This is a genomic window from Streptomyces sp. NPDC088261 (assembly GCF_044740805.1).
In the GTDB taxonomy this organism is placed as follows: Bacteria; Actinomycetota; Actinomycetes; order Streptomycetales; family Streptomycetaceae; genus Streptomyces.
The window spans coordinates 756,829-778,672 of record NZ_JBIURL010000001.1 but is presented as its reverse complement, the minus strand read 5'-3'; the positions used below and the strand labels follow the sequence as shown (position 1 = coordinate 778,672).

Sequence of the window (21,844 nt, the reverse complement as noted above, 5' to 3'; positions counted from 1 at the left end):
CCTGCCCGTTGCCGTACACATGGCAACTCTTGGACTCATTGGCAGCGGACACATCGGAAGCACGCTGGCGCGCATCGCGGTGGCGAACGGACTGGACGTCGTGGTCAGCAATTCGCGCGGCCCCGAGACCCTCGCCGACCTGGTGGCGGAGCTGGGCCCGCGCGCCTCGGCCGGCACTCCGGCGGAGGCGGCGGCCGCCGGGGACTGGGTCGTGGTGACGATCCCGCTCAAGGCGTACCAACAGGTCCCGGTCGAACCGCTCGTCGGGAAGACCGTCTTCGACACGAACAACTACTACGCGGACCGCGACGGGATCCTGCCCGAGCTGGAGGCGGGGACGACGACAAGCGGCGAACTGCTCCAGGCGCACCTGGAGCGTTCGCAGGTCGTGAAGGTGTTCAACAACATCTACTTCAAGCACCTCGCCGTCCTCTCCCGGCCGAAGGGCGCACCGGACCGCAGCGCGCTGCCGATCGCCGGGGACGACGCGGAAGGGAAGGCGCGGGCAACGGAGTTGCTGGACGCCCTGGGCTTTGACGCGGTGGACGCGGGTCCGCTCGCGGAGAGTTGGCGGTTCGGGCCGGGGACGGACTCGTACGGCAGGCCGTACGCGGAGGAGCGTGACGTGAACTTCATGCAGCGCGAGGCCGCCCCGGCGCCGGCGGCCGAGGTGGCCGAGACCCTGGCGGCAGCGCAGCGCTGAGCGTGCGCCCAGCGTGGCGGGGGCGGCTCCGACCGTACGTATCACCGGAGCCGCCCCCGCACCGCCCCGCCGACGGGGCCCGCGTCAGCGCCCCACCTCCGCCGCGAACGGAACCGACACCGGACCCCCCGCGCCCGCCGCCGGGTGGGTCCACAGTCCCGCCTCGGCCAGCCGGGGCAGCACGCCCTCGCCGAACCAGTACGCCTCCTCCACGTGCGGGTGGCCGGACATGATGAACTCGTCGATGCCCAACCGGCTGTATTCCTCGATGCGTTCGGCCACCTCGGTGTGGCTGCCGACCAGCGCCGTCCCCGCGCCGCCCCGTACCAGACCGATCCCGGCCCACAGGTTCGGCGAGATCTCCAGCCCGTCCGTACTGCCGCCGTGCAGGGCCAGCATCCGCCGCTGCCCTTCGGACTCGCTGCGCGCCAGACCCGCCTGTACGGCCTTGATCGCGTCCGGCGAGAAGCCGTCCAGCAGCCGCCGCGCCTCGGCCCACGCCTGGTCGGCGGTGTCCCGCGTGATCACGTGCAGCCGGATGCCGAACCGCACGGTCCGGCCCTCCTTCGCCGCGAGACCGCGGATCCACTCGATCTTCTCGGCCACCTGCGCGGGCGGCTCGCCCCAGGTCAGGTAGACGTCGCTGTGGCGCGCGGCGACCAGGCCGGCCGCCGGGGAAGACCCGCCGAAGTACACCGGCGGCACCGGGTCCGGCACCCGCGCCAACTTCGCCTCCTCCACCTGGAGATGCTCGCCCTTGAACGTCACCGTCTCGCCCTGCCAGAGGTCCCGGACGATCGACAGGAACTCCCCCGTACGCGCGTAACGGGCGTCCTTGTCGAGGAAATCGCCGTACGCGCGCTGCTCATGGCTCTCCCCGCCGGTGACGACGTTGAGCAACAGCCGCCCGGGCGCGTGGCGTTGGAAGGTCGCGGCCATCTGCGCGGCCAGCGTCGGCACCACGAAGCCCGGCCGGAAGGCGACCAGGAACTTCAGCCGCTCCGTCTCGCTCGCCAGCATCGCCGTGGTGAGCCAGGCGTCCTCGCACCACGCGCCGGTGGGGGTGAGCGCGCCGACGAACCCCAACTGCTCGGCCGCGCGGCCGATCTGGGTGAGGTAGCCGAGATCGGCGGGCCGCTGCCCGCCCGCCGCGCCCGCGGGGAGGCCGTGGCCGCCGCCGACTACGTGGCGGCTGTCGCCGTAGGTGGGCAGGAACCAGTGGAAGGTGAGACTCACGGAACTCTCCAGGAAACGAAGTACGCGACGAAGACGAGGACGGAGACGAACAGGACGGGACGGGAACGGCGGGTCCCCCCGCCTCAGAGCAGACCGTGGCGCGGTGGCCGCGTCCCGCTCAGGACGTAACGGCCGAGGTGCTGCACCTTCCAGCGGACCGGATCGTGCAGCGTGTGCGTGCGCGCGTCGCGCCAGAACCGGTGCAGGTTCAGGCTGTCCAGCGCCGCCCGCGTCCCCGCCACCTCGAAGAGCGCGCTGCTCGTCTCCACCGCCGCCGTCGCCGCCTGCACCTTCGCCGCGGCCACCGCGATCGAGGCCTCGGCGGCGGTGTCGTCGGTGAGGTCGGCCGCGGCCGTGTCCACCGCGCCGGCCGCCGCCGCGAGGAGCGCGTCCGACGCCCGTACCTGGAGCGACAGTTCACCGAACCGCTGGATCAGCAGCGGGTCCTCGACCGCCGTCTCGTATCCGCTCTCGAACCACGGCCTGCTCTTGGTACGGACGAACTCGGCCGACTCCGTCAGCGCGGCCGACGCGATCCCCGCGTCGATGGCCGCGTGCAGCAACTGCGCGACGGCGCCGTGCAGTTGCGGCCCCTGGAAGGTGAGGTGGTGCGGTACGACCCGGTCGGCCGGCACCGCCACCCCGTCCAGGCGGACCGTCCCGCTCGCGGTGGTGCGCTGCCCCATCCCGTCCCAGTCGTCGACGACCGTCACGCCGGGCGCGTCCCTCGGTACGTACGCGACGTGCAGCGCGTCCTCCTCGGCGCGCGCCAGGACGGGGATCCAGTCGGCGAAGAGCGCGCCGGTGGAGTAGTGCTTCTCGCCGGTGAGCCGGTACGAGCCGTCGGCCTCGGGGACCAGTCTCGTACGGATGTCCTGGACGTGCTTCGTACCGCGCTCGGACTGCGCGTTGCCGAACCGCCGCCCGGCCAGCACCTCGCCGAAGAAGAACTTCTGCTGCTCCGAAGTCCCCTGCCGGCGCAGGACGTTCACGTACACGAAGTGGTTCTGCGGGATCTGGGAGAGGCTCGCGTCGCCCGTGGCCAGCAGCCGGAAGACCTCGGCGAGCGTACGGGCGGACACGTCGGCGCCGCCGTGGGCGCGGGGCACGGTGATGCCGAGGAGGCCGGAGGCGGAGAGCCGGTCGAGTTCGGCGTACGGCAGGGTGCGGTCCGCGTCCCGCTGCCCGGCACCGGCCCGGAAGGCGTCGGCCAGCTCGGCGGCCACGGCGAGGGCTTCGGCCTCGCCGGTGATCACGTGCGCCGGCGAGGGGGGTTGGGGTGCGGTCACGGTACGGCCTCCGGGAGAGAAACGGTTCAGCGGGCAGAACGGGAGTCGGTATGGGAATCGGTACGGGGATCGGTACGGCGGGCGGAGCGGCCGTGGTCAGGAGGGGAAGGCGTCACGCGGCCACGACCACGGCCCCGGCCTGCGCGGCTTCCGCGGACACCATGCCCGTCGGCACGGCGTCCGCCGGGGCGCCGCCGGACCGTCCCCGGCCCGGCCGCAACGCGAGCGAGAACTGGTCCACCACCCGGTCCAGCGCCTCCCGCGACTCGGGATCCACGACCACGCCCCCATCGTCCAGCACGGTGATGTGCCGGTCGAGGACGAACCAGCCCTGGACGATGTGCGCGGCCCCCATGGAGGACAGCACGGGCCGCAGGGCGTAGTCGATGGCGAGCACGTGCGCGGTGGTGCCGCCGGTCGCCAGCGGCAGGACGGTCTTGCCGGTCAGGGCGTACTGCGGCAACAGGTCGAGCAGGGTCTTCAGCAGGCCGGAGTACGCGGCCTTGTAGACGGGGGTCCCGATGACCACCCCGTCGGCCTCCTCGAACAGCCGCCGGGCCCCGGCGATCGCCGGATGCCCGAAGTCGGCGCCGAGCAGGGCCTCGGCGGGCAGCGTACGGACGTCGAGCGGCACCACGTGGTGGCCCTGGCCGGTGAGACGGCCGTCCAGATGCCGGAGCAGCCGGGCGGTACGGGACGTGGGCGACGGACTGCCGGAGACGGAGAGGATCGTGGCCATGGGATTCACCTCGGGAAGGGAGGGCGCGAGGACGAGATTCATGAATATCTCGTTAAACAGAACGGCCGGCTGTGGGCGGACAGCAGAAAAGGGAGGAAAATCCGCGCTCCCCGGGCGCCACCGGAAACCGGCGCGCGCACCGTCAATAGCCGTACAGACGGGGGAGGGAAATTCCCAGCACTCAGCCCGTGCGCAGACAGAGGGCACTGGAGACGCGTACGAGATCGACATGACGGCGCCGGGTCAGCTCTCGCAGATCCCTCATCAGCACGTCACCGCCTCGCAGCATATTCAACAGACCCATGGCACAGGAGCCTACTCGTGCCCTCCCGCACGGGTCGATTCGGTATCCACGACGTGGTGATAGGGTTTACCTTCCAGTGGGGGCTGAAAGGTTCCCGTGGGGGCTGAAAGGCGAAATCGCCGATGCGAATAGAGCAGCTCGAATACATCGAAGCGGTGACGCGGCTGGGTTCCCTGCGCCGCGCGGCGGAAGCCCTGCACATCTCCCAGCCGGCCCTCAGCGAGACCGTCCGCAATCTGGAACGCGAACTGGGCGTCGACCTCCTGGACCGCCGCCGCTCCGGCGCGAAGATCAGCGCGGAGGGCCGTGAGCTGCTGCCGCACATCGTCGGCGTCCTCGACGCGGTCGACCGGCTGCGCCGGGCCGCCGACGACCAGCACCGGACCAGCAGGACGCTCCGCCTCGGTACGGTCAACGCGGCCACGGTCCCGCTGCTCGTCCCGACCATCCGGGAGTTCCGCGCCGCCCACCCGGAGACCCAGATCGAGGTCATCGGCGCCCAGCAGGCGGACATCCACCGCGAACTGCTGGAGGGCGGCCTCGACCTGGGCCTGGTCAACTACCTGGAGGGCGACGACAAGCCCACGGGCCTCCACACCACCGAACTGCTGCGCGGCCGCCCGGTGGCGTGCGTCCGCACCGACAGCCCCCTGGCCGCCCGGCGCACGGTCTCGGTGGCCGACCTGCTGGCCCAGCCCCTCATCGTGATGCGCCCGGGGTACGTGATGCACCGCTACGTACACCGCCTGCTGGCGGGCCGCAGCCCGACGTTCTCGTACTCCACGGACGGCGCGGAGATGGGCAAACTGATGGTCGCCGAGGGCCTGGGCACGACGATCCTCCCGGACTTCAGCGTCACCGGCGACCCCCTGGAACGCTCCGGCCTGATCACCCACCGCCCCCTGGCCACGGAGAACACGGCGGTCCTCCTGGTCCTCCACCGCCCCCTCTCGGGCCCCACCCCCACGGCGTCCCGCGCCCTCCACGAAATCTTCGTGAAGAGCGCCAGGACGTACACCCACACCACCACCCGGTGATCCGCCCCTTAGCCCACCGTCACCTCACCCGGCAGCCAGGGGCGGTCCGCGGAACCCCGGCCGCCGGTCAGTTCGCCGCGCCGGGAACCGGTTCGGGGCGGGGGAACCTGATGCGGGTTGCCGAGGTGCCGAGGCCCGAGGGGGGTGGGGGGAGGCGGCGGGTGAGGCCCGCGCGGTCCTCGATCAGGTCCGACTCCCGGTAGCGGAAGCAGTCGCGGTGCCAGACGAGGATGCCCGAGAGCCAGTTCTCCAGCTCCTTCACGTAACCGTCGAGTGCGTCCCGCGCCGTGTCGTCCAGGTCGAAGTCGTCGTACAAGGTGGGGAGTTCGTTTGCGACCACGTGCTGGAACTGGCGCATGCGGGAGTTCATCAGGTCGTCGATGATCCTGAGGCCGGTCGCGTAGTCGCAGTCGAAGAAGTTCTGGACCACGAGGATCCCGTTGTGGATCTCGCCCTCGAACTCGATCTCCTTCTGGTACGAGAAGACGTCGTTCAGGAGCATCGCGTAGTCCTGGGCGGCGTTCTGGAGGGACTGCATGGGGCCGGTCCGGTAGATCTCGGGCGGTACGGCGTCGCCGAGGCCGATGCGGCACAGGTTCATCGTCAGGTCCGAGCCGAACGTGCGGCGGCGCATCTCGATGTAGTCGACCGGGTCGGGGATGCGGTTCAGGATCTGGTTGTTCATCTCCCAGACCCAGCTGTCGATCATGTCCTCGACGGACTTGCGGAAGGCGCGGCGGCCGTCGAGGTCCATCGGTCCCGCCGTACGGGCCCACAGGTCGGCGAGCCCCCTCTCCAGGCCGGTGTACGCCGGAGGTGTCTCGTCGGACTCGACCGGCATGAAGAGCAACAGCCGTTCGTTGCACGCCTTCGCGCCCGCCAGGTCGCGGACGCTGCCGTAGATCACCGGGTACAGATCGTCGCCGTACGTCCCCCAGGCCAGCCAGTCCGAGGACAGGTCCAGGCCCTCCGGCGTCGCGTCCGGGTGGATGCCGGCGGCGCACAGGGGGAGGTCGATGCGGCGCAGGCGCTTCTCGTCCCAGACGTCGGAGCCCGGCCGGCCCGGCTGCGCCTCCAGGATGCCCATGCGGTGGCACCACTCGACCACGTGCTCGCGGGAGTGGGCCAGGTGCGGGCTGAGCTTGGGCTCGAACGGGACCTGGAAGTCCGGCAGCACGGAGGGGCCCACCCGCTGGAACGGGACGTGGCTGAAGCTGCGGATCCGCGCGGGGGACCCGGCCGTGAGCGTCTTGAGGTAGGCCGACGCGGCCGTCCCCAGCCCGACCGGCGTCATCGAGAAGCCGGAGCGGAGGCCGGAGCCGAGGCCGGGACCGAGTCCGCCCGCGCCGACCCCGCCGCCCCCCACACCGACCGCGCCGGCCGCGCCCGACTCGGCGCCGTTCATGTACCGGCTGGAGCGCATGTGCCACTCGTGGCCGCCCGACTGCCAGTCCTGGAGGCCCTTCACGTACGCGAGGACGTCGGCGCAGGCCGCCGGATCGAGGCCCTTCTCGGCGAAGAGGGGGCCCAGCTCCGTCAGCGTGGTGTTCTCGAACTGCTGGAGGCGTGAGGTCAACAGGTCGTTGACGGCGTCGGCCGCCTCCTGTGTCGTACAGCCGAGGAACGTCTCCAGGACGAGGACGCCGTTGCTCAGCTCGCCCTCCTCCTCGATCTCCCGCTGGTACGAGAACAGGTCGTTGCGCAGGTGGACCCCGTCCGAGAACGTGTCCTTGAGGACCCGCAGCGGCCGGGACGCGGCGACCTCGGCCGGGATCTCCGCGCTCACGTACTCGATGAGGCCCGCCGACCAGGGCGCGCCGCCGACCTTGCGGCGCATCTCGATGTACTCGACCGGGTTCGCGATCCGCTCCGCGTTGATGTTCGCGAGCTCCCAGTCGGATTCGTTGAGCAGGTTCTCCGTGCTCTCGGCGAACCGCTCCCGCCAGGCCATCGACATGCTGGGGACGGTACGGGCCCAGAGGTCGGCCAGGCCCGCCTCGACGGGGTTGGTCGGCTCGGGGAAGCCGTCGGCGAGGTCCATCGGCATGAAGGCGGCCAGCCGCTCCAGATACGCCTTGCCGCCCTCCCGGTCCTGGGGCTTCTTGAAGACCTCCAGGAAGTGGTCGTCGAAGAAGAAGACCCACACGTACCAGTCGGTGACCAGCGACAGCTGGGGGGCCGTGCAGTCCGGGTGGGTGTACGAGCACAGCAGGGCGTAGTCGTGGGAATCGAGATCGTGCTCGTCCCAGACGCCGGAGCCCTCCAGCATCCCCATGTCCCTGGCCCATTGCTTGGTGTGTGCTCGCGCCTCCTCCAGATGCGGATTGAGCCGGGCCGGATAGGACATGTAGAAATCCGGCAGTTCAAAGGGCTGTGTCACTGACGCGTGGCCTTTCCCGAAGCGTCCGGGAGCGTTCCCTGTCACCCGGTCGGCTCAGCCCTACCCCTCGCCCGGTGCCCCCATCCGCACCACAAAATAGTCATATCAACGTACCGACGGGGTGGCCTGTGGACAGCCTGCGTGCGGCCCGCCGGATACCGCGCGATCATGAGGAAATGAGCACCAAGATCCAGCTGGCACAGCAGCCGGAAGCCGATGACCTGCTCGGCCGCAGCCCCCTGGCCGCCCTGGTCGGCATGCTGCTGGACCAGCAGATTCCGATGGAATGGGCCTTCTCGGGCCCGTACACGATCGCCGTCCGCATGGGACGCGACGACCTCGACGCCCGCGAGATCGCCGCGTACGACCCCGAGGCCTTCGCGGCCCTCCTCTCCGCGAAGCCCGCCGTGCACCGCTACCCGGGCTCCATGGCCACGCGCGTCCAGCAGCTCTGCCAGTTCCTGGTCGAGCACTACGACGGGGACCCCGGCGCCCTGTGGCGCGACGTCCCCACCGGCGCCGAAGTGCTGACGCGGCTGAACGCGCTCCCGGGCTTCGGCCGACAGAAGTCCCAGATCTTCCTGGCGCTGCTGGGCAAACAGTTCGCGGTCCGCCCGCGCGGCTGGCGCGAGGCGGCGGGGGCGTACGGGGACGAGGGGGCATTCCGCTCGGCCGCCGACATCACGGGCCCGGAGACCCTGGCCAGGGTCAGGGCCTTCAAACAAGAGGCGAAACGAGCCGCGAAGCAGAAGGCGGAGAAGAAAACGGAGAAGACCGCCGAGAAGGACGGGAAGCCGGAGAAGCGGGACAAGCCACGGAAGACGCAGAAGGCGGCGAAAAAGGGCTGAACGGCACCGGCATGGTTCCCAGAAGCCCCGCCGGTCGCTAGTTTTCCCTGACATTTGTTCGCACCGGAAGGACCTCCTGTGAACGCAACACCCCGTGCCTCACGCCGAGTTCTGGCCATCGCGGCGGCCACGGCCCTCGCCGCGCCGCTGCTCCTGGCGGCCTCCCCGGCCAGCAGTACGCGGTCGCACCACCACCACGGCTCGCACGCGGCCCAGGACGCGGCGAAGCTCTCCCGGAAGCTCGTCCGGGAGGCTTCCGCGCAGGACGTTCTCCGGCACCTGAAGAAGTTCCAGGCCATAGCGGATGCCAACGGCGGCAACAGAGCCGCGAGTTCGGCGGGCCACGAAGCGTCGGCCGCGTACGTGTACAACGAGCTGAAGAAGGCCGGCTACCGGGTCTCCTACCAGACCTTCGAGATCACCTACATCGAGACGCTCGCCGAGACGCTCCGGGTCACCGCGCCGGCGCCGCGCGACGTGGCCATCTCCGCCCTGTCGTACACGCCGTCGACCCCGGTCGGCGGCGTCACGGCCGAGCTGGCCGCCGTCCCGCTCGACGCGACCACGGGCTGCGAGCCCGAGGACTACGCGGCGGGGGCCTTCACCGGCAAGATCGCGCTGATCCAGCGCGGCGGCTGCACCTTCGCCGTCAAGCAGCAGCAGGCGGCGGCCGCCGGCGCGGTCGCGGCGATCATCTACAACAACACGACGGGCGTCATCAGCGGCACGCTCGGCGACCCGGACGCCGGAGCGATCCCGACCGGGGGCATCACCCAGGCCGACGGCGAGGCCCTCGCGGCCGACGTCGCGCAGGGGCCCGTGACGGTCACGGCGGAGATACGCCAGTTCCAGGAGCAGCGGAGCACCCGCAACGTGGTCGCGGAGACCAAGGCGGGCGACGCCGACCGCACGGTCATGCTCGGCGCCCACCTGGACTCGGTCGAAGTGGGGCCGGGCATCAACGACAACGGCTCCGGCTCGGCCGGCCTGCTCGACGTCGCCCTCGACCTCGCCAAGACGCACGACAAGCCCGCCAACAAGGTCCGCTTCGCCTGGTGGTCCGCGGAGGAGCTGGGTCTGCTCGGCGCCGAGGCGTACGTCGCCGGCCTCACCCCCGAGCAGCAGGCCGACATCGCCCTCTACCTGAACTTCGACATGATCGGCTCGAAGAACTTCGCCCAGTTCGTCTACGACGGCGACGACTCCGACGCCACCGGCGCCGGCCCGGGCCCGGACGGCTCCGCGCAGCTGGAGAAGGGCATCAACAGCTTCCTCGACCGCCGCGGCCTCCCGCACGAGGGCACCGACTTCGACGGCCGCTCCGACTACGGCCCCTTCATCGACGCGGGCATTCCGTCCGGCGGCACCTTCACCGGCGCCGAGGGCATCAAGACCGCGGCCCAGGCCCAGAAGTACGGCGGCCAGGCCGGCGTCGCGTTCGACGCCTGCTACCACTCCGCCTGCGACGACCTCTCCAACATCAACAAGAAGGCCCTCGACGTCAACGTCGACATCATCGCCGACGCCGTGGGCACCTACGCCCACGACCTGCGCGCGCTCCCGAAGCGGCCCGCCTCCACGCCGGCCGCGCGCATAGCCGGCGCGGGCACCGCCCGCACCGCCGACGGCCACGCCGCCACCGAGTAACGGGAACACCGGCGGGCCGTGGGCGGCGGCGAACTCCCCGTCCACGGCCCGCCCACGACCCGCCCCCGGCCCGCTCGTGGCCCGCGACCGGCCCGCTCATGGCCCGCCACCGGCCTGCTCCTGGCCCGCGACCGGCCCGGCCGCCGCCCGTCTCCGGGGTCCCGGCCAGGCCGATCCCGGCGCCCGGGTCACCGGAGGGGATGCCTCCGCTCAGGCTTCGCTCCTGTTTTGCCATCTAATGCCACTTTTGAACTCGGGCGCCATGGCTGCGCCCGGAGCCTCTTGACCGGTAGGCTTTCCGTGTGATCTTCAAGCGCATCGGTAACGGGCGGCCGTATCCCGACCACGGCCGGGAAAGCACCCGGCAGTGGGCGGATGTCGCGCCGCGCCCGGTCCGCCTCGATCAGCTCGTGACCACGAAGGGTCAGCTGGACCTGGAGACGTTGCTCGCCGAGGACTCCACCTTCTACGGAGACCTGTTCGCGCATGTCGTGAAGTGGCAGGGCGATCTCTATCTGGAGGACGGACTGCACCGTGCCGTCCGCGCCGCCCTCCAGCAGCGACAGGTGCTGCACGCCCGTGTCCTGGAGCTCGATCTGGGCTGAGGCGGTTCCGGGAGAGTGACGGACTGAGCCTTTCGGGCCCATTCCTCACCCCGACCGCCCAACCCGTTGATCGTTTAGTAGGAATCACCACCGGCGCCCACTACGCTGCGCCCATGAGCATGCTCACTCCCCCCGGCATGGGCGGAAAGTACCGCATCACGGGGAACAAGTACCCGCGCATGCGCCGCCCCCGGCGCCGCCACAGGATCGTGCTCGCGGCCGCCGTGTCCGTTGTTGCCCTCGGCCTGGCCGGCTGGGGAACCTCGCAGCTCATCGACGTCTTCACGGACAACGGCAAGAAGGCCACCGCCGCCGCGAGGACGCCGGACTGCAAGCCCTCCGCGGTGCCCGCCAAGGTGCTGCCGAAGCCCGGCCAGATCAAGGTCAACGTCTACAACGCGACCCCGCGGGGCGGTCTCGCCAAGACCACCGCCGACGAGCTCAAGAAACGGGGCTTCGTCATCGGCAAGGTGGGCAACGCGCCCGCCGCGTACGACAAGAAGGTCCGGGGCGCCGGGATACTGCTGGGCGCCCCCACCGCCACGGACGGGCCCCTCACCGTTCTCGGCACCCAGCTGACGGGCGCCACGCCGAAGACCGACACCCGCAGGACCCGGGACGTCGATCTGATCCTCGGCACGGCGTTCAAGAAGCTCAACGTCCAGCGCGAGGCCGACCAGGCGCTCGCGACCCTGTCGAAGCCCGTCCCGAAGCCGGCCTGCGACACGCCGCGCGCACCGCGGAAGGGCTGACCCCTCCGCCGTACCGCCGTACGTACCGCCCGCTCACGCGTCCCCGGGCGGGGCACGTCCACCGCCCCGCCCGGCGGCGAACCGGGCCGCCGGCCTGTCGCCCGGCCGACCCTGAGACGGGCCCGGACAGGGTCAGGCAGGCCCCGACAGGCCCGGACTGCCCCGGCCCTAGCCGGCCAATCCGTACATCCGGTCGCCCGCGTCGCCCAGGCCCGGGACGATGTAGCCGTTCTCGTTGAGGCGCTCGTCGACGGCCGCGGTGACCACGGTGACCGGCGCGCCCGCCAGCTCGCGCTCCATGACCTCGACACCCTCGGGCGCCGCGAGGAGCACGACGGCCGTCACGTCGTCCGCGCCGCGCTTGATCAGCTCACGGATCGCCGCGACGAGCGTGCCGCCGGTGGCCAGCATCGGGTCCAGTACGTACACCTGCCGGCCCGAGAGGTCCTCGGGCATTCGGCTCGCGTACGTGGACGCCTGGAGCGTCTCCTCGTTGCGGATCATCCCGAGGAAGCCCACCTCGGCGGTCGGCAGCAGCCGCACCATGCCGTCGAGCATGCCCAGACCGGCCCGCAGGATCGGGACGACCAGCGGCCGGGGGTGGGAGAGCCGCACCCCGGTCGTGGCGGTCACCGGGGTCTCGATGTCGACCTGTTCGGTACGCACGTCCCGGGTGGCCTCGTACGCGAGCAGGGTGACCAGCTCATCGGCGAGACGCCGGAAGGTCGGGGAGTCGGTGCGCAGGTCGCGCAACGTGGTGAGTTTGTGCGCCACCAGGGGATGGTCGACAACAAGAATCCGCATGGCGACCACAGTAACCGGAGGCCACGGCACTACGGCCTGCCACCGACCGCAGAACCTCCCTGCCGAACCTCCCCTCCGAACGTCCCCGCCGAACCGGTGGCATCAACCCGGGACGGGGAGGGAAGGTGGATGGAGGTCATGAAGAGTCGGGAGACACATCCATCAACGGGATGGTGAGGCGACCGTGCCGGACAGGGACCAGCGACAAGCGGACGAGCAGCAGGCCTCGGACCTGGGCATACGGCCCCAGGGCGAACCGGACCGGACGTCGGACCGGATGTCGGACCGGGCGCCGGGCCGGGCACCCGCCGGCCGGACGCCCGTTCCCGAGGCGCAAGGAAGCTCCCGGGCCGATCCCCCTCCCGACCCCGACCCCCTCTCCGACCCCTTCCCCGCCCTCGACGCCGGCGCCCCGACGGACGCGGCCCGCAGCCGCCGCCGCGCGCAGTTCCTGCGGGAACTGAACGAGGCGAAGGCGCTCCAGGAGCGGGTGAAGCCGCGCCGGGCCCGCGCCGCCCGGATGCGCCAGCAGATGCGGATGCGCACCTTCCGCTGGTAGGAGCCGGTGGCCGGCGGGGCGGCCGCGCCGAGCCACGCCCGGCCGCCACGCGCCCTGCGGGCACACATCTCGGGCGCCCCGGCGCCCTCCTGGGACACTTCCGCGCCGTCCAAGGGGTATCCCGCGCCCCACCACGGGGGCGGGCCTAATAAAATGGCCTTACGACGCAACGGTGGAAGACCTCTCGCGACGCGTTCGTTTCTGCAACGATTCCGAGTGGGCGGGGCAGAGCAGCGCACCGCCGGATCGTCACCTCTGACCAGTGGGAGAGTCACGGTGTACTTCGCCGCACTGCTCGCGCGCACCGAAGACGGGTGGCAAGCGAGCGACACAGAGCTCGACGACGTGGAGACCCTGTCGGATCTGACCGACCTGGCCCGCGAAGTCTCGGTGGACGAGGACACGGTCCTCGTCTTCATCGAGCAGGAAGACGCCTGGTTCGGCATCGTCCGTGTGGAGGGCGAGGAGGACCCTCGTATCTACGTCTCGGACGCGGCCGCGGCCGCACGCTCCTCGTACGGGGAGATTCTCATCGATGAACTGATCGGCCGGGACGACGACGACCCCGCCGACGACCTGGACACGCTGGACCTCGACGGTACGGAGGACGGCGAACCGGACGAGAACGACGAGGAGGACGAAGAGAGTCCGGTGGCGAGCGGGGAGATCGTGCCCGCGGGACCCGTCGGCGACCAGGAGATCCTCGTCGATCTCGGGCTGTCGGAAGGGGAGCTGCTGGCCCTGGAGACCGACGCCATGGCCGAGATCGCGGAGGCGCTGGGCGCCGCCGAGGTCCTGGAGACCGTCCGCTAGTGCCCCGGCACGACCCTGTGCCGGGCAACCCTGCGCCGGACGACCCCGTGCCGGATCCGGTACGCGATCCGTGGCGTACGTCCATGCGCCGCGCCCTGGAAGAAGCCGCCCTGGCGGCCGAGCACGACGACGTGCCGGTCGGTGCCGTCGTGCTGTCACCGTCCGGGGCGGTGCTGGCGGTCGGCCACAACGAACGTGAGGCGACGGGTGACCCGACGGCCCATGCGGAGATCGTGGCGATCCGCGGGGCGGCCGGGGCACTCGGCGCGTGGCGCCTGACCGGCTGCACGCTGGTCGTGACCCTGGAACCGTGCACGATGTGCGCGGGCGCGATCGTGCAGTCCCGCGTGGACCGCGTGGTGTTCGGCGCGCTCGACGAGAAGGCCGGGGCGGCCGGTTCGCTCTGGGACGTCGTACGGGACCGCCGCCTCAACCACCGCCCCGAAGTCATCCACGGCGTCCTCGCCGACGCCTGTTCCGCCCTGCTCACCACGTTCTTCCGCGACCGCTGACACCCCTTCACGGATACCGGTTTCAAAGCATGGCCTTCTGTGGGCTAAGCTTTCTCCCGGTAGCGTGTCCGAGCGGCCGAAGGAGCTCGCCTCGAAAGCGAGTGTGGGGAAACTCACCGAGGGTTCAAATCCCTCCGCTACCGCTCTTGTGAACCGCCCCTGATCCGGCACCCGGGTCAGGGGCGGTTGTGCGTGCCGGGCACCTTCGCCGGGTCTCTTCTCCGACTCCGGGCCGGACGCGGGGAAGCAACGCTCGAACACCCTCCGAACATCGGCGTTCATACGGTTAGACTCTCGCGACCGCACAGGGGACGGCCCATGGACGGCTGGGGAGGCAGTGGGGGATGGCGCAAACGAGAAAGATCGTGTTCTACGCGGTCACCGTCTTCGTGCTCTTCACGATCGTCAAATCCCCGGAACGGGCGGCGGATCTGGTCCAGGTAGGGTTCGAAGGCATTTCGAGCGCCGCGAAGAGCGTCGGTACGTTCATGACGGAGCTCGTCCAGTAGCGCCGCCGCACCCTCCGTACCCCGCCGCACCCCTAGGAGTGCCCCTTGATCCGCCACCTGGTCCTCTTCAAGCTCAACGAGGGCGTCTCGCGCGACGAGCCCCGCGCGGTCGCCGGGGCGAAGGCCTTCGAGGAGCTGGGCGGGCAGGTCGCCGAGCTGGCGTCCTGGGAGTGCGCCTGGAACATCAGCGACCGGCCGATCGCCTACGACTTCGCCATCAACTCGGCCGTGGCGGACCGCGATGCGCTCCAGCGGTACGCCGACCACCCGGCCCATCAGGCGGCCGTCGCGCAGTGGCGCGAATTCGCCACCTGGGTGATCGCCGACTACGAGTTCTGAGCCTCCGCTCCCCCTGCCCCACACCTCTCCGGTGTGGGGCTTTTGGGTTTATTGCCCCAACTTGCCGTCAACACGGTGTTATCGGGTGCTTGCACACAGTGCACATGTCTTGTGATGCTATGACCGCTTTTGACGGATGAGTTGACCGTAGTCGACCGCAAAGGGGTGGCGTGACCGTGCCGGCCAGTACTACGCCTCAAGTGCCGCCCCAGAACGAGACCGGACCACGGGTCGGGAGCGAGCCCAGACCAGAACACGTGTCCGAGCCCCGATCGGAATCCCAGCCCGAGCCCCCCGTCGAACCCCGCGTCGAACCCCCTCTCGAACCCAGACCCGACCCCGAGTCGCGCCCCACCACCGCCCAGAGCCGAGGCGCCGACACCCGGGCCCTGACGCAGCTCCTCTTCGCCCAGCTCAAAGACCTCGAACCGGGCACCCGGGAGCACAGCCGCGTGCGCGGGGCGCTCATCGAGGCCAACCTGCCCCTGGTGCGGTACGCCGCCGCGCGCTTCCGGAGCCGTAACGAACCGATGGAGGACGTCGTCCAGGTCGGTACGATCGGTCTGATCAACGCCATCGACCGGTTCGACCCCGAGCGCGGCGTGCAGTTCCCGACCTTCGCGATGCCGACCGTCGTCGGCGAGATCAAACGGTACTTCCGCGACAACGTACGGACCGTGCACGTCCCGCGCCGGCTGCACGAGCTGTGGGTCCAGGTCACCGGCGCCACCGAGGACCTGACGACGGCTCACGGCCGCACCCCCACCACCGCCGAGATCGCGGAGCGGCTGAAGATCTCCGAGGAGGAGGTCCTCGCCTGCATCGAGGCGGGCCGCTCGTACCACGCGACCTCCCTGGAGGCCGCCCAGGAGGGCGACGGGCTCCCCGGCCTGCTGGACCGGCTCGGGTACGAGGACCCGGCGCTGGCCGGGGTCGAACACCGCGACCTCGTACGCCATCTCCTCGTACAACTGCCCGAACGCGAACAGCGGATCCTGATGCTGCGCTATTACAACAATCTGACGCAGTCGCAGATCAGTCAGGAATTGGGAGTCTCCCAGATGCATGTGTCAAGGCTTCTTGCCCGAAGCTTTGCGCGGCTGCGATCCGCAAATCGGATCGAGGCGTAGCTCGCGCGGGTACTTTCCCGCTCCCCCGCCTTTTGTCCCGCGCGCCTGCCGGAAAAGCCCCACACCCCCTCTTTCCTGCGCAGACGTCACCCCTACTTGTCGACATGTCACTACAGCGTGTTGCCGACATGTGACATTCTGCTGGAACCGCGTTTGCCGCAGCCCCACCGCCGGTATTCAGGTGGAGGCTGCGTTCCTCCGACGGGAGCGGCCGCCGCGACCGTCCGCGACCTCAAGGGGGTGGCATGTCCGTAGAACAGGGCAGCTCGAAGGTGCTCACGCTCACACAGAGCGCTCCCGCGCCCGAGGCTCTCGACACCGTGCTCGACACCGTGACCGCGGTCCAGCCGCGGGTGTCCCAGCCGGAAGCCATCGACACCCGCACGCTGTCCCGCTCCCTGTTCCTGCGGCTCGCCGTCCTCGACCAGGACAGCCCCGAGCGCACGTACGTACGGGACACCCTCATCGAGCTCAACCTGCCGCTGGTGCGGTACGCGGCGGCGCGGTTCCGCAGCCGCAACGAGCCGATGGAGGACATCGTCCAGGTCGGCACGATCGGCCTGATCAAGGCGATCGACCGGTTCGACTGCGAACGGGGCGTGGAATTCCCGACGTTCGCGATGCCGACGGTCGTGGGCGAGATCAAGCGGTTCTTCCGCGACACGTCGTGGTCGGTGCGCGTCCCGCGCCGGCTCCAGGAGCTGCGCCTCGCGCTGACGAAGGCCAGCGACGAGCTGGCGCAGAAGCTGGACCGCTCCCCGACCGTGCCCGAACTGGCCGTGGTGCTCGGGGTGTCGGAGGAGGACGTCGTCGACGGCCTCGCGGTCGGGAACGCGTACACCGCGTCCTCGCTGGACTCGCCCTCCCCGGAGGACGACGGCGGCGAGGGGTCGCTCGCGGACCGGCTCGGCTACGAGGACATGGCGCTGGAGGGCGTGGAGTACCGCGAGTCGCTCAAGCCGCTCCTCGCCAAACTCCCGCCCCGCGAGCGGCAGATCATCATGCTGCGGTTCTTCGCGAACATGACCCAGTCGCAGATCGGCGAAGAGGTGGGCATCTCGCAGATGCACGTCTCGCGCCTCCTGACCCGTACGCTCGCGCAGCTGCGGGAAGGACTGATCTCGGACTGACGCGGGCGGACCCCGCCCTCAGGTCCGGATTTCCGGGCGGGGTTCCGCGGTGACGAAGCATCAGGGGACGGAAGAACGTCACGGGCTTCGCCGCCGTCCTCGTGGGACGGCCCTGTGGGGTCAGGCGAAGGCCAGCCAGGCCACCACGGCCAGGACGACGACCACCGCGACCACGCCGATGATCAGTCCGGCCTTGGGTCCGCTCTGCTGCTGAGGCGCCTGCCGGCGCTCCGGCTCACCGTCGTCGACAAACGCGCGGAACATCTGAGTACTGCCCGCGGGGTCGGGATTTCCCTCGGGTCCCTGCGGGGCATGGGGGTTGTGTGCCATGGGGCAGGACCCTAGCGAACGTACGCACCCCGCCCAACCCCGGGCCCACCGCCGATCGCCGTGACTCTGCTCCGGGATCGCTGTGGATCCGCTCCGGGATCGCCGTGAATCCGCTCCGGTGACGCCTCCCGCGGCCCCCGGCGCCCCCTCGCGCCCGTCGGTTGACCGGTGATCCGTCAGCCTTTTGAGTTCCTTTACCCCTCCCCACCTCCTTTCATTTGCCTGTAGCAACCAACTTCTTCTACAGTTCTATGGTTGCCCCAAGCAACAAGATGGCAGGGCAACCGTTCGGAGGGCGGGGAGGGCGGGGCCGATGGCCGCACGGAGTCGGTACGCGGAACTGGCCCGGCAACTCGGCGCCCTCGGGGCCGTCAAGCGCGGTCTGGCCCGGACGCTGCCCGCCGACTGCCCGGGTGGCTGCGCCGCCGTACTGACCACGCTGGACCGGTACGGCGAGATGCGGATGAGCCGCCTCGCCGAGCTGCTGGCCGTCGACACGTCGGTCACCAGCAGGCACGTGGCCCTCGCCGCCCGGCGCGGCTGGCTCGCCAGGTCCCCCGACCCCGCGGACAGGCGCTCGCGGATCCTGCGGCTGACCCCGGCGGGGCACCTGCTGCTGGACGAGCTGACGCGGCGGACGACCGAGACGTTCGCGTCCGCCCTCGCCGACTGGACCGACGACGACGTCGGCCGGCTCGGCGCCCTGCTCGACCGGCTGCGCGAGAGCTTCTCCCCCGACCCGCCGCGCCCGGGCCACTGACGCGAGAGCGCCAAAGACGACAGACCACACAGGACAAGGAATTCCATGGCTACGACCACACCGACCGGTGTGCGGGGCGGCCACGCCAAGCGGGGCGGCGAGCCCGCCCCCGTGACCGGCGCTCCCATGACACACCGCCAGATCATGGAGGCGCTCTCCGGGCTCCTCCTGGGTCTCTTCGTCGCGATCCTCTCCTCGACGATCGTCACCAACGCGCTCCCCGAGATCGTCTCCGACCTCGGCGGCGGCCAGAGCGCGTACAGCTGGGTGGTCACCGCCTCGCTGCTGGCGATGACGGCCACCACCCCCCTGTGGGGCAAGCTCTCCGACCTCTTCAGCAAGAAGCTGCTGGTCCAGATAGCCCTCGTCATCTACGTGACGGGTTCGATGGTCGCCGGCCTCTCGCAGAGCGCCGGGATGCTGATCATCTGCCGCGTCTTCCAGGGCATCGGCGTCGGCGGCCTCTCCGCCCTCTCCCAGATCGTCATGGCCGCGATGATCGCCCCGCGCGAGCGCGGCCGGTACAGCGGCTACCTCGGCGCCACCTTCGCCGTCGCGACCGTCGGGGGCCCGCTGCTCGGCGGGGTCATCACCGACACCAGCTGGCTGGGCTGGCGCTGGTGCTTCTACGTGGGCGTGCCGTTCGCCGTCCTCGCCCTGATCGTGCTCCAGAAGACGCTCAAACTGCCGGTCGTCAAGCGCGAGGTGAAGGTCGACTGGTCGGGCGCGTTCTTCATCACGGCGGCCGTCTCGCTGCTGCTGATCTGGGTCACCTTCGCCGGCGACAAGTACGCCTGGGCGTCCTGGCAGTCGTACGTGATGGTCGGCGGCTCGCTCGTGCTCGGCGCGCTCTTCGTCCTCGTCGAGTCCCGGGCGCGCGAACCCATCATCCCGCTGCGCCTCTTCCGCAACCGCACCATCACGCTGGCCTCGATCGCGTCGCTCTTCGTCGGGATCGGGATGTTCGCGGGCACGGTGTTCTTCAGCCAGTACTTCCAGCTCGCCCGCGACAAGTCCCCGACGATGTCCGGCCTCATGACCATCCCGATGATCGGCGGCCTCGCCGTCTCCTCCACCGTCTCCGGGCAGGTCATCACCCGGACGGGGCGCTGGAAGGCGTGGCTCGTCAGCGGCGGCGCGCTGCTGACGGCGGGTCTCGGGCTGCTCGGCACGATCCGGGTGGACACCCCGTACTGGCACATCGCGGTCTACATGGCGCTGATGGGCCTCGGCGTCGGCATGATGATGCAGAACCTGGTCCTCTCGACGCAGAACCAGGTCACCGCCAAGGACCTGGGCGCCGCCAGCTCGACCGTCACCTTCTTCCGCTCCCTGGGTGGTGCGGTCGGGGTCTCGGCGCTGGGCGCGGTGCTCGGCAGCCGTATCACGCACTACGTGAAGGACGGGCTGGCCGACCTCGGGCCGCGGAGCGCGGCGCTGGGGCACGCGGGGACGGGGGGCGGGGCGATCCCGGACCTGTCGGCGCTGCCCGTACCGCTGCGGAACGTCATGGAGAGCGCGTACGGCCATGGCGTGGGCGACGTCTTCCTGTTCGCGGCGCCGGCGGCGCTGCTGGCCTTCCTGGCGACGCTGTTCATCAAGGAGGTCGCGCTGAGGACGAAGGCGGGCGGGGAGGGGGGTCCCGGCGGGGCTTCGGGTACGGCTGCGGAGGCGGCTCCGGGTGCGGATGCGCGTACGACTCCGGACACGGGTTCGCGTACGGCTCCGGAGATCGCCCCGGACACGGCCCCGGACACGGCTCCTGAACCGCCGGGCATCCCCGTACGCGGTGTCGTGCGCGGCGCCGAAGGCGCCTCGGTGCCCGCTGCGGCCGTCACCCTGATCTCCCTGGGCGGCAGCCAGTTGGCCCGCTCGGTCGCCGGGCCCGACGGCGCGTACCTCCTGTACGCGCCGGGCTCCGGCTCGTACGTCCTGATCGCCTCCGCCGACGGCTTCCAGCCGCAGGCCTCCACGGTGGTCGTCGGTGACGAGCCGGTCGGGTACGACATCCTCCTGTCCGGTACGAGCGGTCTCGCCGGGACCGTGATCAGCGCGGACGGCGGGCTGCCCGTCGAGGGCGCGATGGTGATCGTGGCCGATGTGCGCGGAGACGTACTGACCACCGGGAAGTCCACCGAGCGCGGCGAGTTCGCCTTCGGCGAGCTGGTGCCGGGCCCGGTGACCGTCGCGGTGAACGCGTCCGGCTTCCGGCCGCTGGCCCTGCCGGTGGAGATCGGCGGCCACGGGGTCACCCGTGTCGAGGCGGTCCTCCGGTCCGGCGCCCTGGTGCGGGGGACGGTACGGGCGGGCGCCGCCCGCCGGCCGCTGCCCGACGCGCGGGTGACGCTCGTCGACGCGGCGGGGAACGTGGTGGCCACCGCGACGACCGGGGACGACGGGGCGTACGCCTTCGCCGACCTGGACGCGGGCGAGTACACGGTCATCGCGACCGGATACGCGCCGGTGGCGGGCTCGTTGAGGGTGGCGGGGCGCGGGGTCGAGGGCCACGACATCGAACTGACCCACCCGGGCGCGTAGTTCGGCCGCCCGCGGAAAGAGCGACGGAAGAGGTGAGAGGCACGATGGGGCTTCGCGGACAGGTACGGACGCGGGACGGCTGGGCGCTCCCGCACGCGGTCGTGACCATGACCGACACGACCGGCGCGCAGGTGCTGAGAGCGGCGGCGGACGAGGACGGATCGGTGCGCGCGGACGTCCCGCTCGCGCCCGGTCCCTACACCGTGATCGTGACGGCCCTCGGGTACGCCCCCGTCGCCTCCACCGCGTTCGTGACGGCGGGCGGCGGGGCGGAGGTCGGCACGGTGGTCCTGGCCCGGCAGAACGGCACCGAGCTGCCCGCGCCGGGCGTCTGGAGCCTCGACCCGGCGCACACGTCGGTGGGCGCGGTGGCCCAGCACCTCGGGATCTCCAGCGTGCACGGGCGGTTCACGGAGTTCGGCGGCCGGATCGAGATCGTGGAGTCGGGGGGCTCGTACGCGGGCTCCCGGGTCGACGCGGTCATCGCCGCGGCGAGCATCGACACCGGCAACTCCCTGCGGGACAAGCACCTCAGGTCGCCGGACTTCCTGGACGTGGAGCGGTTCCCGGAGATCACGTACCGGAGTACGGCCCTGACCCCGGCGGGCCCCGACCGGTGGACCGTGCACGGGGAGCTGTCGCTGCACGGAGTCGTACGGGAGGTCGGTCTCGACCTGGGCTATCTGGGCGCGGGCCCCGACCCGTGGGGCGGGCAGCGGGCGGCCTTCCGGGCGACGGCGGAGCTGCGGCGGGAGGACTTCGCCATGAACTACAACCAGGTCGTCCGGGCGGGCGTCGCGATGATCGGGACCACGCTGCGGGTGGAGTTGCACGTGCAGGCGGTGCGGGGGGAGAGCGTGCCCGGCGCGGAGTCGTAGGC

Annotated in this window: 23 protein-coding genes and 1 tRNA gene; 17 read left to right on the top strand and 7 right to left on the bottom strand. The window is 70.9% G+C overall.

Translation table 11 applies throughout. The annotated features are described in order from the left end of the window. Nucleotide 1 precedes the first annotated feature (1 nt). Nucleotides 2-703: an NADPH-dependent F420 reductase gene (locus ACIODU_RS03400; RefSeq protein WP_401763542.1), complete on the top strand. Its 702-nt coding sequence runs from the start codon at nucleotides 2-4 to the stop codon at nucleotides 701-703. 84 nt (nucleotides 704-787) lie between these two features. Here ACIODU_RS03400 and ACIODU_RS03395 read toward each other — a convergent pair whose 3' ends face one another. The 4 genes from ACIODU_RS03395 to ACIODU_RS03380 all read right to left on the bottom strand — a co-directional run bounded on the left by ACIODU_RS03395 (nucleotide 788) and on the right by ACIODU_RS03380 (nucleotide 4,271). Next, nucleotides 788-1,939, bottom strand: coding sequence for an LLM class flavin-dependent oxidoreductase (locus ACIODU_RS03395; RefSeq protein WP_401763285.1), 1,152 nt, complete (start codon nucleotides 1,937-1,939; stop codon nucleotides 788-790). Between the two features lie 83 nt (nucleotides 1,940-2,022). Then, a complete protein-coding gene (locus ACIODU_RS03390; RefSeq protein ID WP_356417912.1) occupies nucleotides 2,023-3,228 on the bottom strand; it encodes an SfnB family sulfur acquisition oxidoreductase in 1,206 nt (401 codons plus the stop codon). Between the two features lie 112 nt (nucleotides 3,229-3,340). After that, the gene (gene ssuE / locus ACIODU_RS03385) at nucleotides 3,341-3,967 is read right to left on the bottom strand and encodes an NADPH-dependent FMN reductase (RefSeq protein WP_401763539.1); all 627 of its coding nucleotides are present in this window, start codon (nucleotides 3,965-3,967) and stop codon (nucleotides 3,341-3,343) included. Nucleotides 3,968-4,148: 181 nt separating this feature from the next. Next, nucleotides 4,149-4,271, bottom strand: coding sequence for a putative leader peptide (locus tag ACIODU_RS03380; RefSeq protein WP_272925754.1), 123 nt, complete (start codon nucleotides 4,269-4,271; stop codon nucleotides 4,149-4,151). Nucleotides 4,272-4,393: 122 nt separating this feature from the next. On the opposite strand from ACIODU_RS03380, the gene ACIODU_RS03375 reads away from it, so the two are divergent. Then, entirely contained in the window at nucleotides 4,394-5,308 is a 915-nt protein-coding gene (locus tag ACIODU_RS03375) for a LysR family transcriptional regulator (protein ID WP_401763282.1), read from the top strand. A gap of 67 nt (nucleotides 5,309-5,375) precedes the next feature. Here ACIODU_RS03375 and ACIODU_RS03370 read toward each other — a convergent pair whose 3' ends face one another. Next, the gene (locus ACIODU_RS03370; RefSeq protein ID WP_401763280.1) at nucleotides 5,376-7,688 is read right to left on the bottom strand and encodes a germacradienol/geosmin synthase; all 2,313 of its coding nucleotides are present in this window, start codon (nucleotides 7,686-7,688) and stop codon (nucleotides 5,376-5,378) included. 176 nt (nucleotides 7,689-7,864) lie between these two features. On the opposite strand from ACIODU_RS03370, the gene ACIODU_RS03365 reads away from it, so the two are divergent. From ACIODU_RS03365 to ACIODU_RS03350, 4 genes are all read left to right on the top strand, one after another. Then, nucleotides 7,865-8,536, top strand: coding sequence for an HhH-GPD-type base excision DNA repair protein (locus tag ACIODU_RS03365; RefSeq protein WP_401763278.1), 672 nt, complete (start codon nucleotides 7,865-7,867; stop codon nucleotides 8,534-8,536). Between the two features lie 78 nt (nucleotides 8,537-8,614). Continuing rightward, the gene (locus ACIODU_RS03360) at nucleotides 8,615-10,183 is read left to right on the top strand and encodes a M28 family metallopeptidase (RefSeq protein WP_401763275.1); all 1,569 of its coding nucleotides are present in this window, start codon (nucleotides 8,615-8,617) and stop codon (nucleotides 10,181-10,183) included. A 302-nt stretch (nucleotides 10,184-10,485) separates the two neighbouring features. Next, entirely contained in the window at nucleotides 10,486-10,788 is a 303-nt protein-coding gene (locus ACIODU_RS03355; protein WP_023540426.1) for a type II toxin-antitoxin system VapB family antitoxin, read from the top strand. 113 nt (nucleotides 10,789-10,901) lie between these two features. Beyond that, nucleotides 10,902-11,540, top strand: coding sequence for a LytR C-terminal domain-containing protein (locus ACIODU_RS03350; protein WP_401763271.1), 639 nt, complete (start codon nucleotides 10,902-10,904; stop codon nucleotides 11,538-11,540). 168 nt (nucleotides 11,541-11,708) lie between these two features. Here the strand turns inward: ACIODU_RS03350 and upp are convergent, their stop codons facing one another. Continuing rightward, the gene (upp, locus tag ACIODU_RS03345) at nucleotides 11,709-12,344 is read right to left on the bottom strand and encodes a uracil phosphoribosyltransferase (RefSeq protein WP_161313175.1); all 636 of its coding nucleotides are present in this window, start codon (nucleotides 12,342-12,344) and stop codon (nucleotides 11,709-11,711) included. A 277-nt stretch (nucleotides 12,345-12,621) separates the two neighbouring features. On the opposite strand from upp, the gene ACIODU_RS03340 reads away from it, so the two are divergent. The 8 genes from ACIODU_RS03340 (at nucleotide 12,622) to ACIODU_RS03305 (ending at nucleotide 17,336) form a co-directional block, all read left to right on the top strand. Next, nucleotides 12,622-12,903, top strand: a complete 282-nt coding sequence (locus ACIODU_RS03340) for a hypothetical protein (protein ID WP_401763536.1) — start codon at nucleotides 12,622-12,624, stop codon at nucleotides 12,901-12,903. 276 nt (nucleotides 12,904-13,179) lie between these two features. Continuing rightward, the gene (locus ACIODU_RS03335) at nucleotides 13,180-13,716 is read left to right on the top strand and encodes a hypothetical protein (protein WP_401763268.1); all 537 of its coding nucleotides are present in this window, start codon (nucleotides 13,180-13,182) and stop codon (nucleotides 13,714-13,716) included. Nucleotides 13,717-13,799: 83 nt separating this feature from the next. Further along, complete coding sequence (tadA, locus tag ACIODU_RS03330) at nucleotides 13,800-14,228, top strand: tRNA adenosine(34) deaminase TadA (RefSeq protein WP_356418764.1); 429 nt, start codon at nucleotides 13,800-13,802, stop codon at nucleotides 14,226-14,228. A 58-nt stretch (nucleotides 14,229-14,286) separates the two neighbouring features. Beyond that, nucleotides 14,287-14,371 (top strand) — tRNA-Ser (locus tag ACIODU_RS03325). Between the two features lie 201 nt (nucleotides 14,372-14,572). After that, complete coding sequence (locus ACIODU_RS03320) at nucleotides 14,573-14,737, top strand: hypothetical protein (RefSeq protein ID WP_202532172.1); 165 nt, start codon at nucleotides 14,573-14,575, stop codon at nucleotides 14,735-14,737. A gap of 45 nt (nucleotides 14,738-14,782) precedes the next feature. Then, nucleotides 14,783-15,076: a Dabb family protein gene (locus ACIODU_RS03315; protein ID WP_356417925.1), complete on the top strand. Its 294-nt coding sequence runs from the start codon at nucleotides 14,783-14,785 to the stop codon at nucleotides 15,074-15,076. A 176-nt stretch (nucleotides 15,077-15,252) separates the two neighbouring features. Continuing rightward, nucleotides 15,253-16,206 carry an RNA polymerase sigma factor SigF gene (locus ACIODU_RS03310; protein ID WP_401763265.1) on the top strand — a complete coding sequence of 318 codons (954 nt, stop codon included), beginning with the start codon at nucleotides 15,253-15,255 and terminating at the stop codon, nucleotides 16,204-16,206. A gap of 245 nt (nucleotides 16,207-16,451) precedes the next feature. After that, a complete protein-coding gene (locus ACIODU_RS03305; RefSeq protein WP_356417929.1) occupies nucleotides 16,452-17,336 on the top strand; it encodes an RNA polymerase sigma factor SigF in 885 nt (294 codons plus the stop codon). A gap of 120 nt (nucleotides 17,337-17,456) precedes the next feature. On the opposite strand, the gene ACIODU_RS03300 is transcribed toward ACIODU_RS03305, so the two are convergent. Then, nucleotides 17,457-17,666: a hypothetical protein gene (locus ACIODU_RS03300; RefSeq protein ID WP_356417931.1), complete on the bottom strand. Its 210-nt coding sequence runs from the start codon at nucleotides 17,664-17,666 to the stop codon at nucleotides 17,457-17,459. 313 nt (nucleotides 17,667-17,979) lie between these two features. Between ACIODU_RS03300 and ACIODU_RS03295 the strand changes: the two genes are divergently transcribed. The 3 genes from ACIODU_RS03295 to ACIODU_RS03285 are packed head-to-tail and all read left to right on the top strand — an operon-like array spanning nucleotide 17,980 to nucleotide 21,842. Then, complete coding sequence (locus ACIODU_RS03295) at nucleotides 17,980-18,426, top strand: MarR family winged helix-turn-helix transcriptional regulator (protein ID WP_401763262.1); 447 nt, start codon at nucleotides 17,980-17,982, stop codon at nucleotides 18,424-18,426. Between the two features lie 45 nt (nucleotides 18,427-18,471). Further along, entirely contained in the window at nucleotides 18,472-20,964 is a 2,493-nt protein-coding gene (locus ACIODU_RS03290) for an MFS transporter (RefSeq protein WP_401763260.1), read from the top strand. A 44-nt stretch (nucleotides 20,965-21,008) separates the two neighbouring features. After that, nucleotides 21,009-21,842: a YceI family protein gene (locus ACIODU_RS03285; protein WP_356417937.1), complete on the top strand. Its 834-nt coding sequence runs from the start codon at nucleotides 21,009-21,011 to the stop codon at nucleotides 21,840-21,842. The last annotated feature ends 2 nt before the right edge of the window (nucleotides 21,843-21,844 follow it).

Excerpts from the sequence above, each read along its gene's own strand:
- ssuE (WP_401763539.1), bottom strand. The coding sequence starts at position 3,967 with ATGGCCACGATCCTCTCCGTCTCCGGCAGTCCGTCGCCCACGTCCCGT.
- ACIODU_RS03380 (WP_272925754.1), bottom strand. The coding sequence starts at position 4,271 with ATGGGTCTGTTGAATATGCTGCGAGGCGGTGACGTGCTGATGAGGGAT.
- ACIODU_RS03375 (WP_401763282.1), top strand. The coding sequence starts at position 4,394 with ATGCGAATAGAGCAGCTCGAATACATCGAAGCGGTGACGCGGCTGGGT.
- ACIODU_RS03365 (WP_401763278.1), top strand. The coding sequence starts at position 7,865 with ATGAGCACCAAGATCCAGCTGGCACAGCAGCCGGAAGCCGATGACCTG.
- ACIODU_RS03350 (WP_401763271.1), top strand. The coding sequence starts at position 10,902 with ATGAGCATGCTCACTCCCCCCGGCATGGGCGGAAAGTACCGCATCACG.
- upp (WP_161313175.1), bottom strand. The coding sequence starts at position 12,344 with ATGCGGATTCTTGTTGTCGACCATCCCCTGGTGGCGCACAAACTCACC.
- ACIODU_RS03340 (WP_401763536.1), top strand. The coding sequence starts at position 12,622 with ATGTCGGACCGGGCGCCGGGCCGGGCACCCGCCGGCCGGACGCCCGTT.
- tadA (WP_356418764.1), top strand. The coding sequence starts at position 13,800 with ATGCGCCGCGCCCTGGAAGAAGCCGCCCTGGCGGCCGAGCACGACGAC.
- ACIODU_RS03320 (WP_202532172.1), top strand. The coding sequence starts at position 14,573 with ATGGCGCAAACGAGAAAGATCGTGTTCTACGCGGTCACCGTCTTCGTG.
- ACIODU_RS03305 (WP_356417929.1), top strand. The coding sequence starts at position 16,452 with ATGTCCGTAGAACAGGGCAGCTCGAAGGTGCTCACGCTCACACAGAGC.
- ACIODU_RS03300 (WP_356417931.1), bottom strand. The coding sequence starts at position 17,666 with ATGGCACACAACCCCCATGCCCCGCAGGGACCCGAGGGAAATCCCGAC.
- ACIODU_RS03295 (WP_401763262.1), top strand. The coding sequence starts at position 17,980 with ATGGCCGCACGGAGTCGGTACGCGGAACTGGCCCGGCAACTCGGCGCC.
- ACIODU_RS03290 (WP_401763260.1), top strand. The coding sequence starts at position 18,472 with ATGGCTACGACCACACCGACCGGTGTGCGGGGCGGCCACGCCAAGCGG.
- ACIODU_RS03285 (WP_356417937.1), top strand. The coding sequence starts at position 21,009 with ATGGGGCTTCGCGGACAGGTACGGACGCGGGACGGCTGGGCGCTCCCG.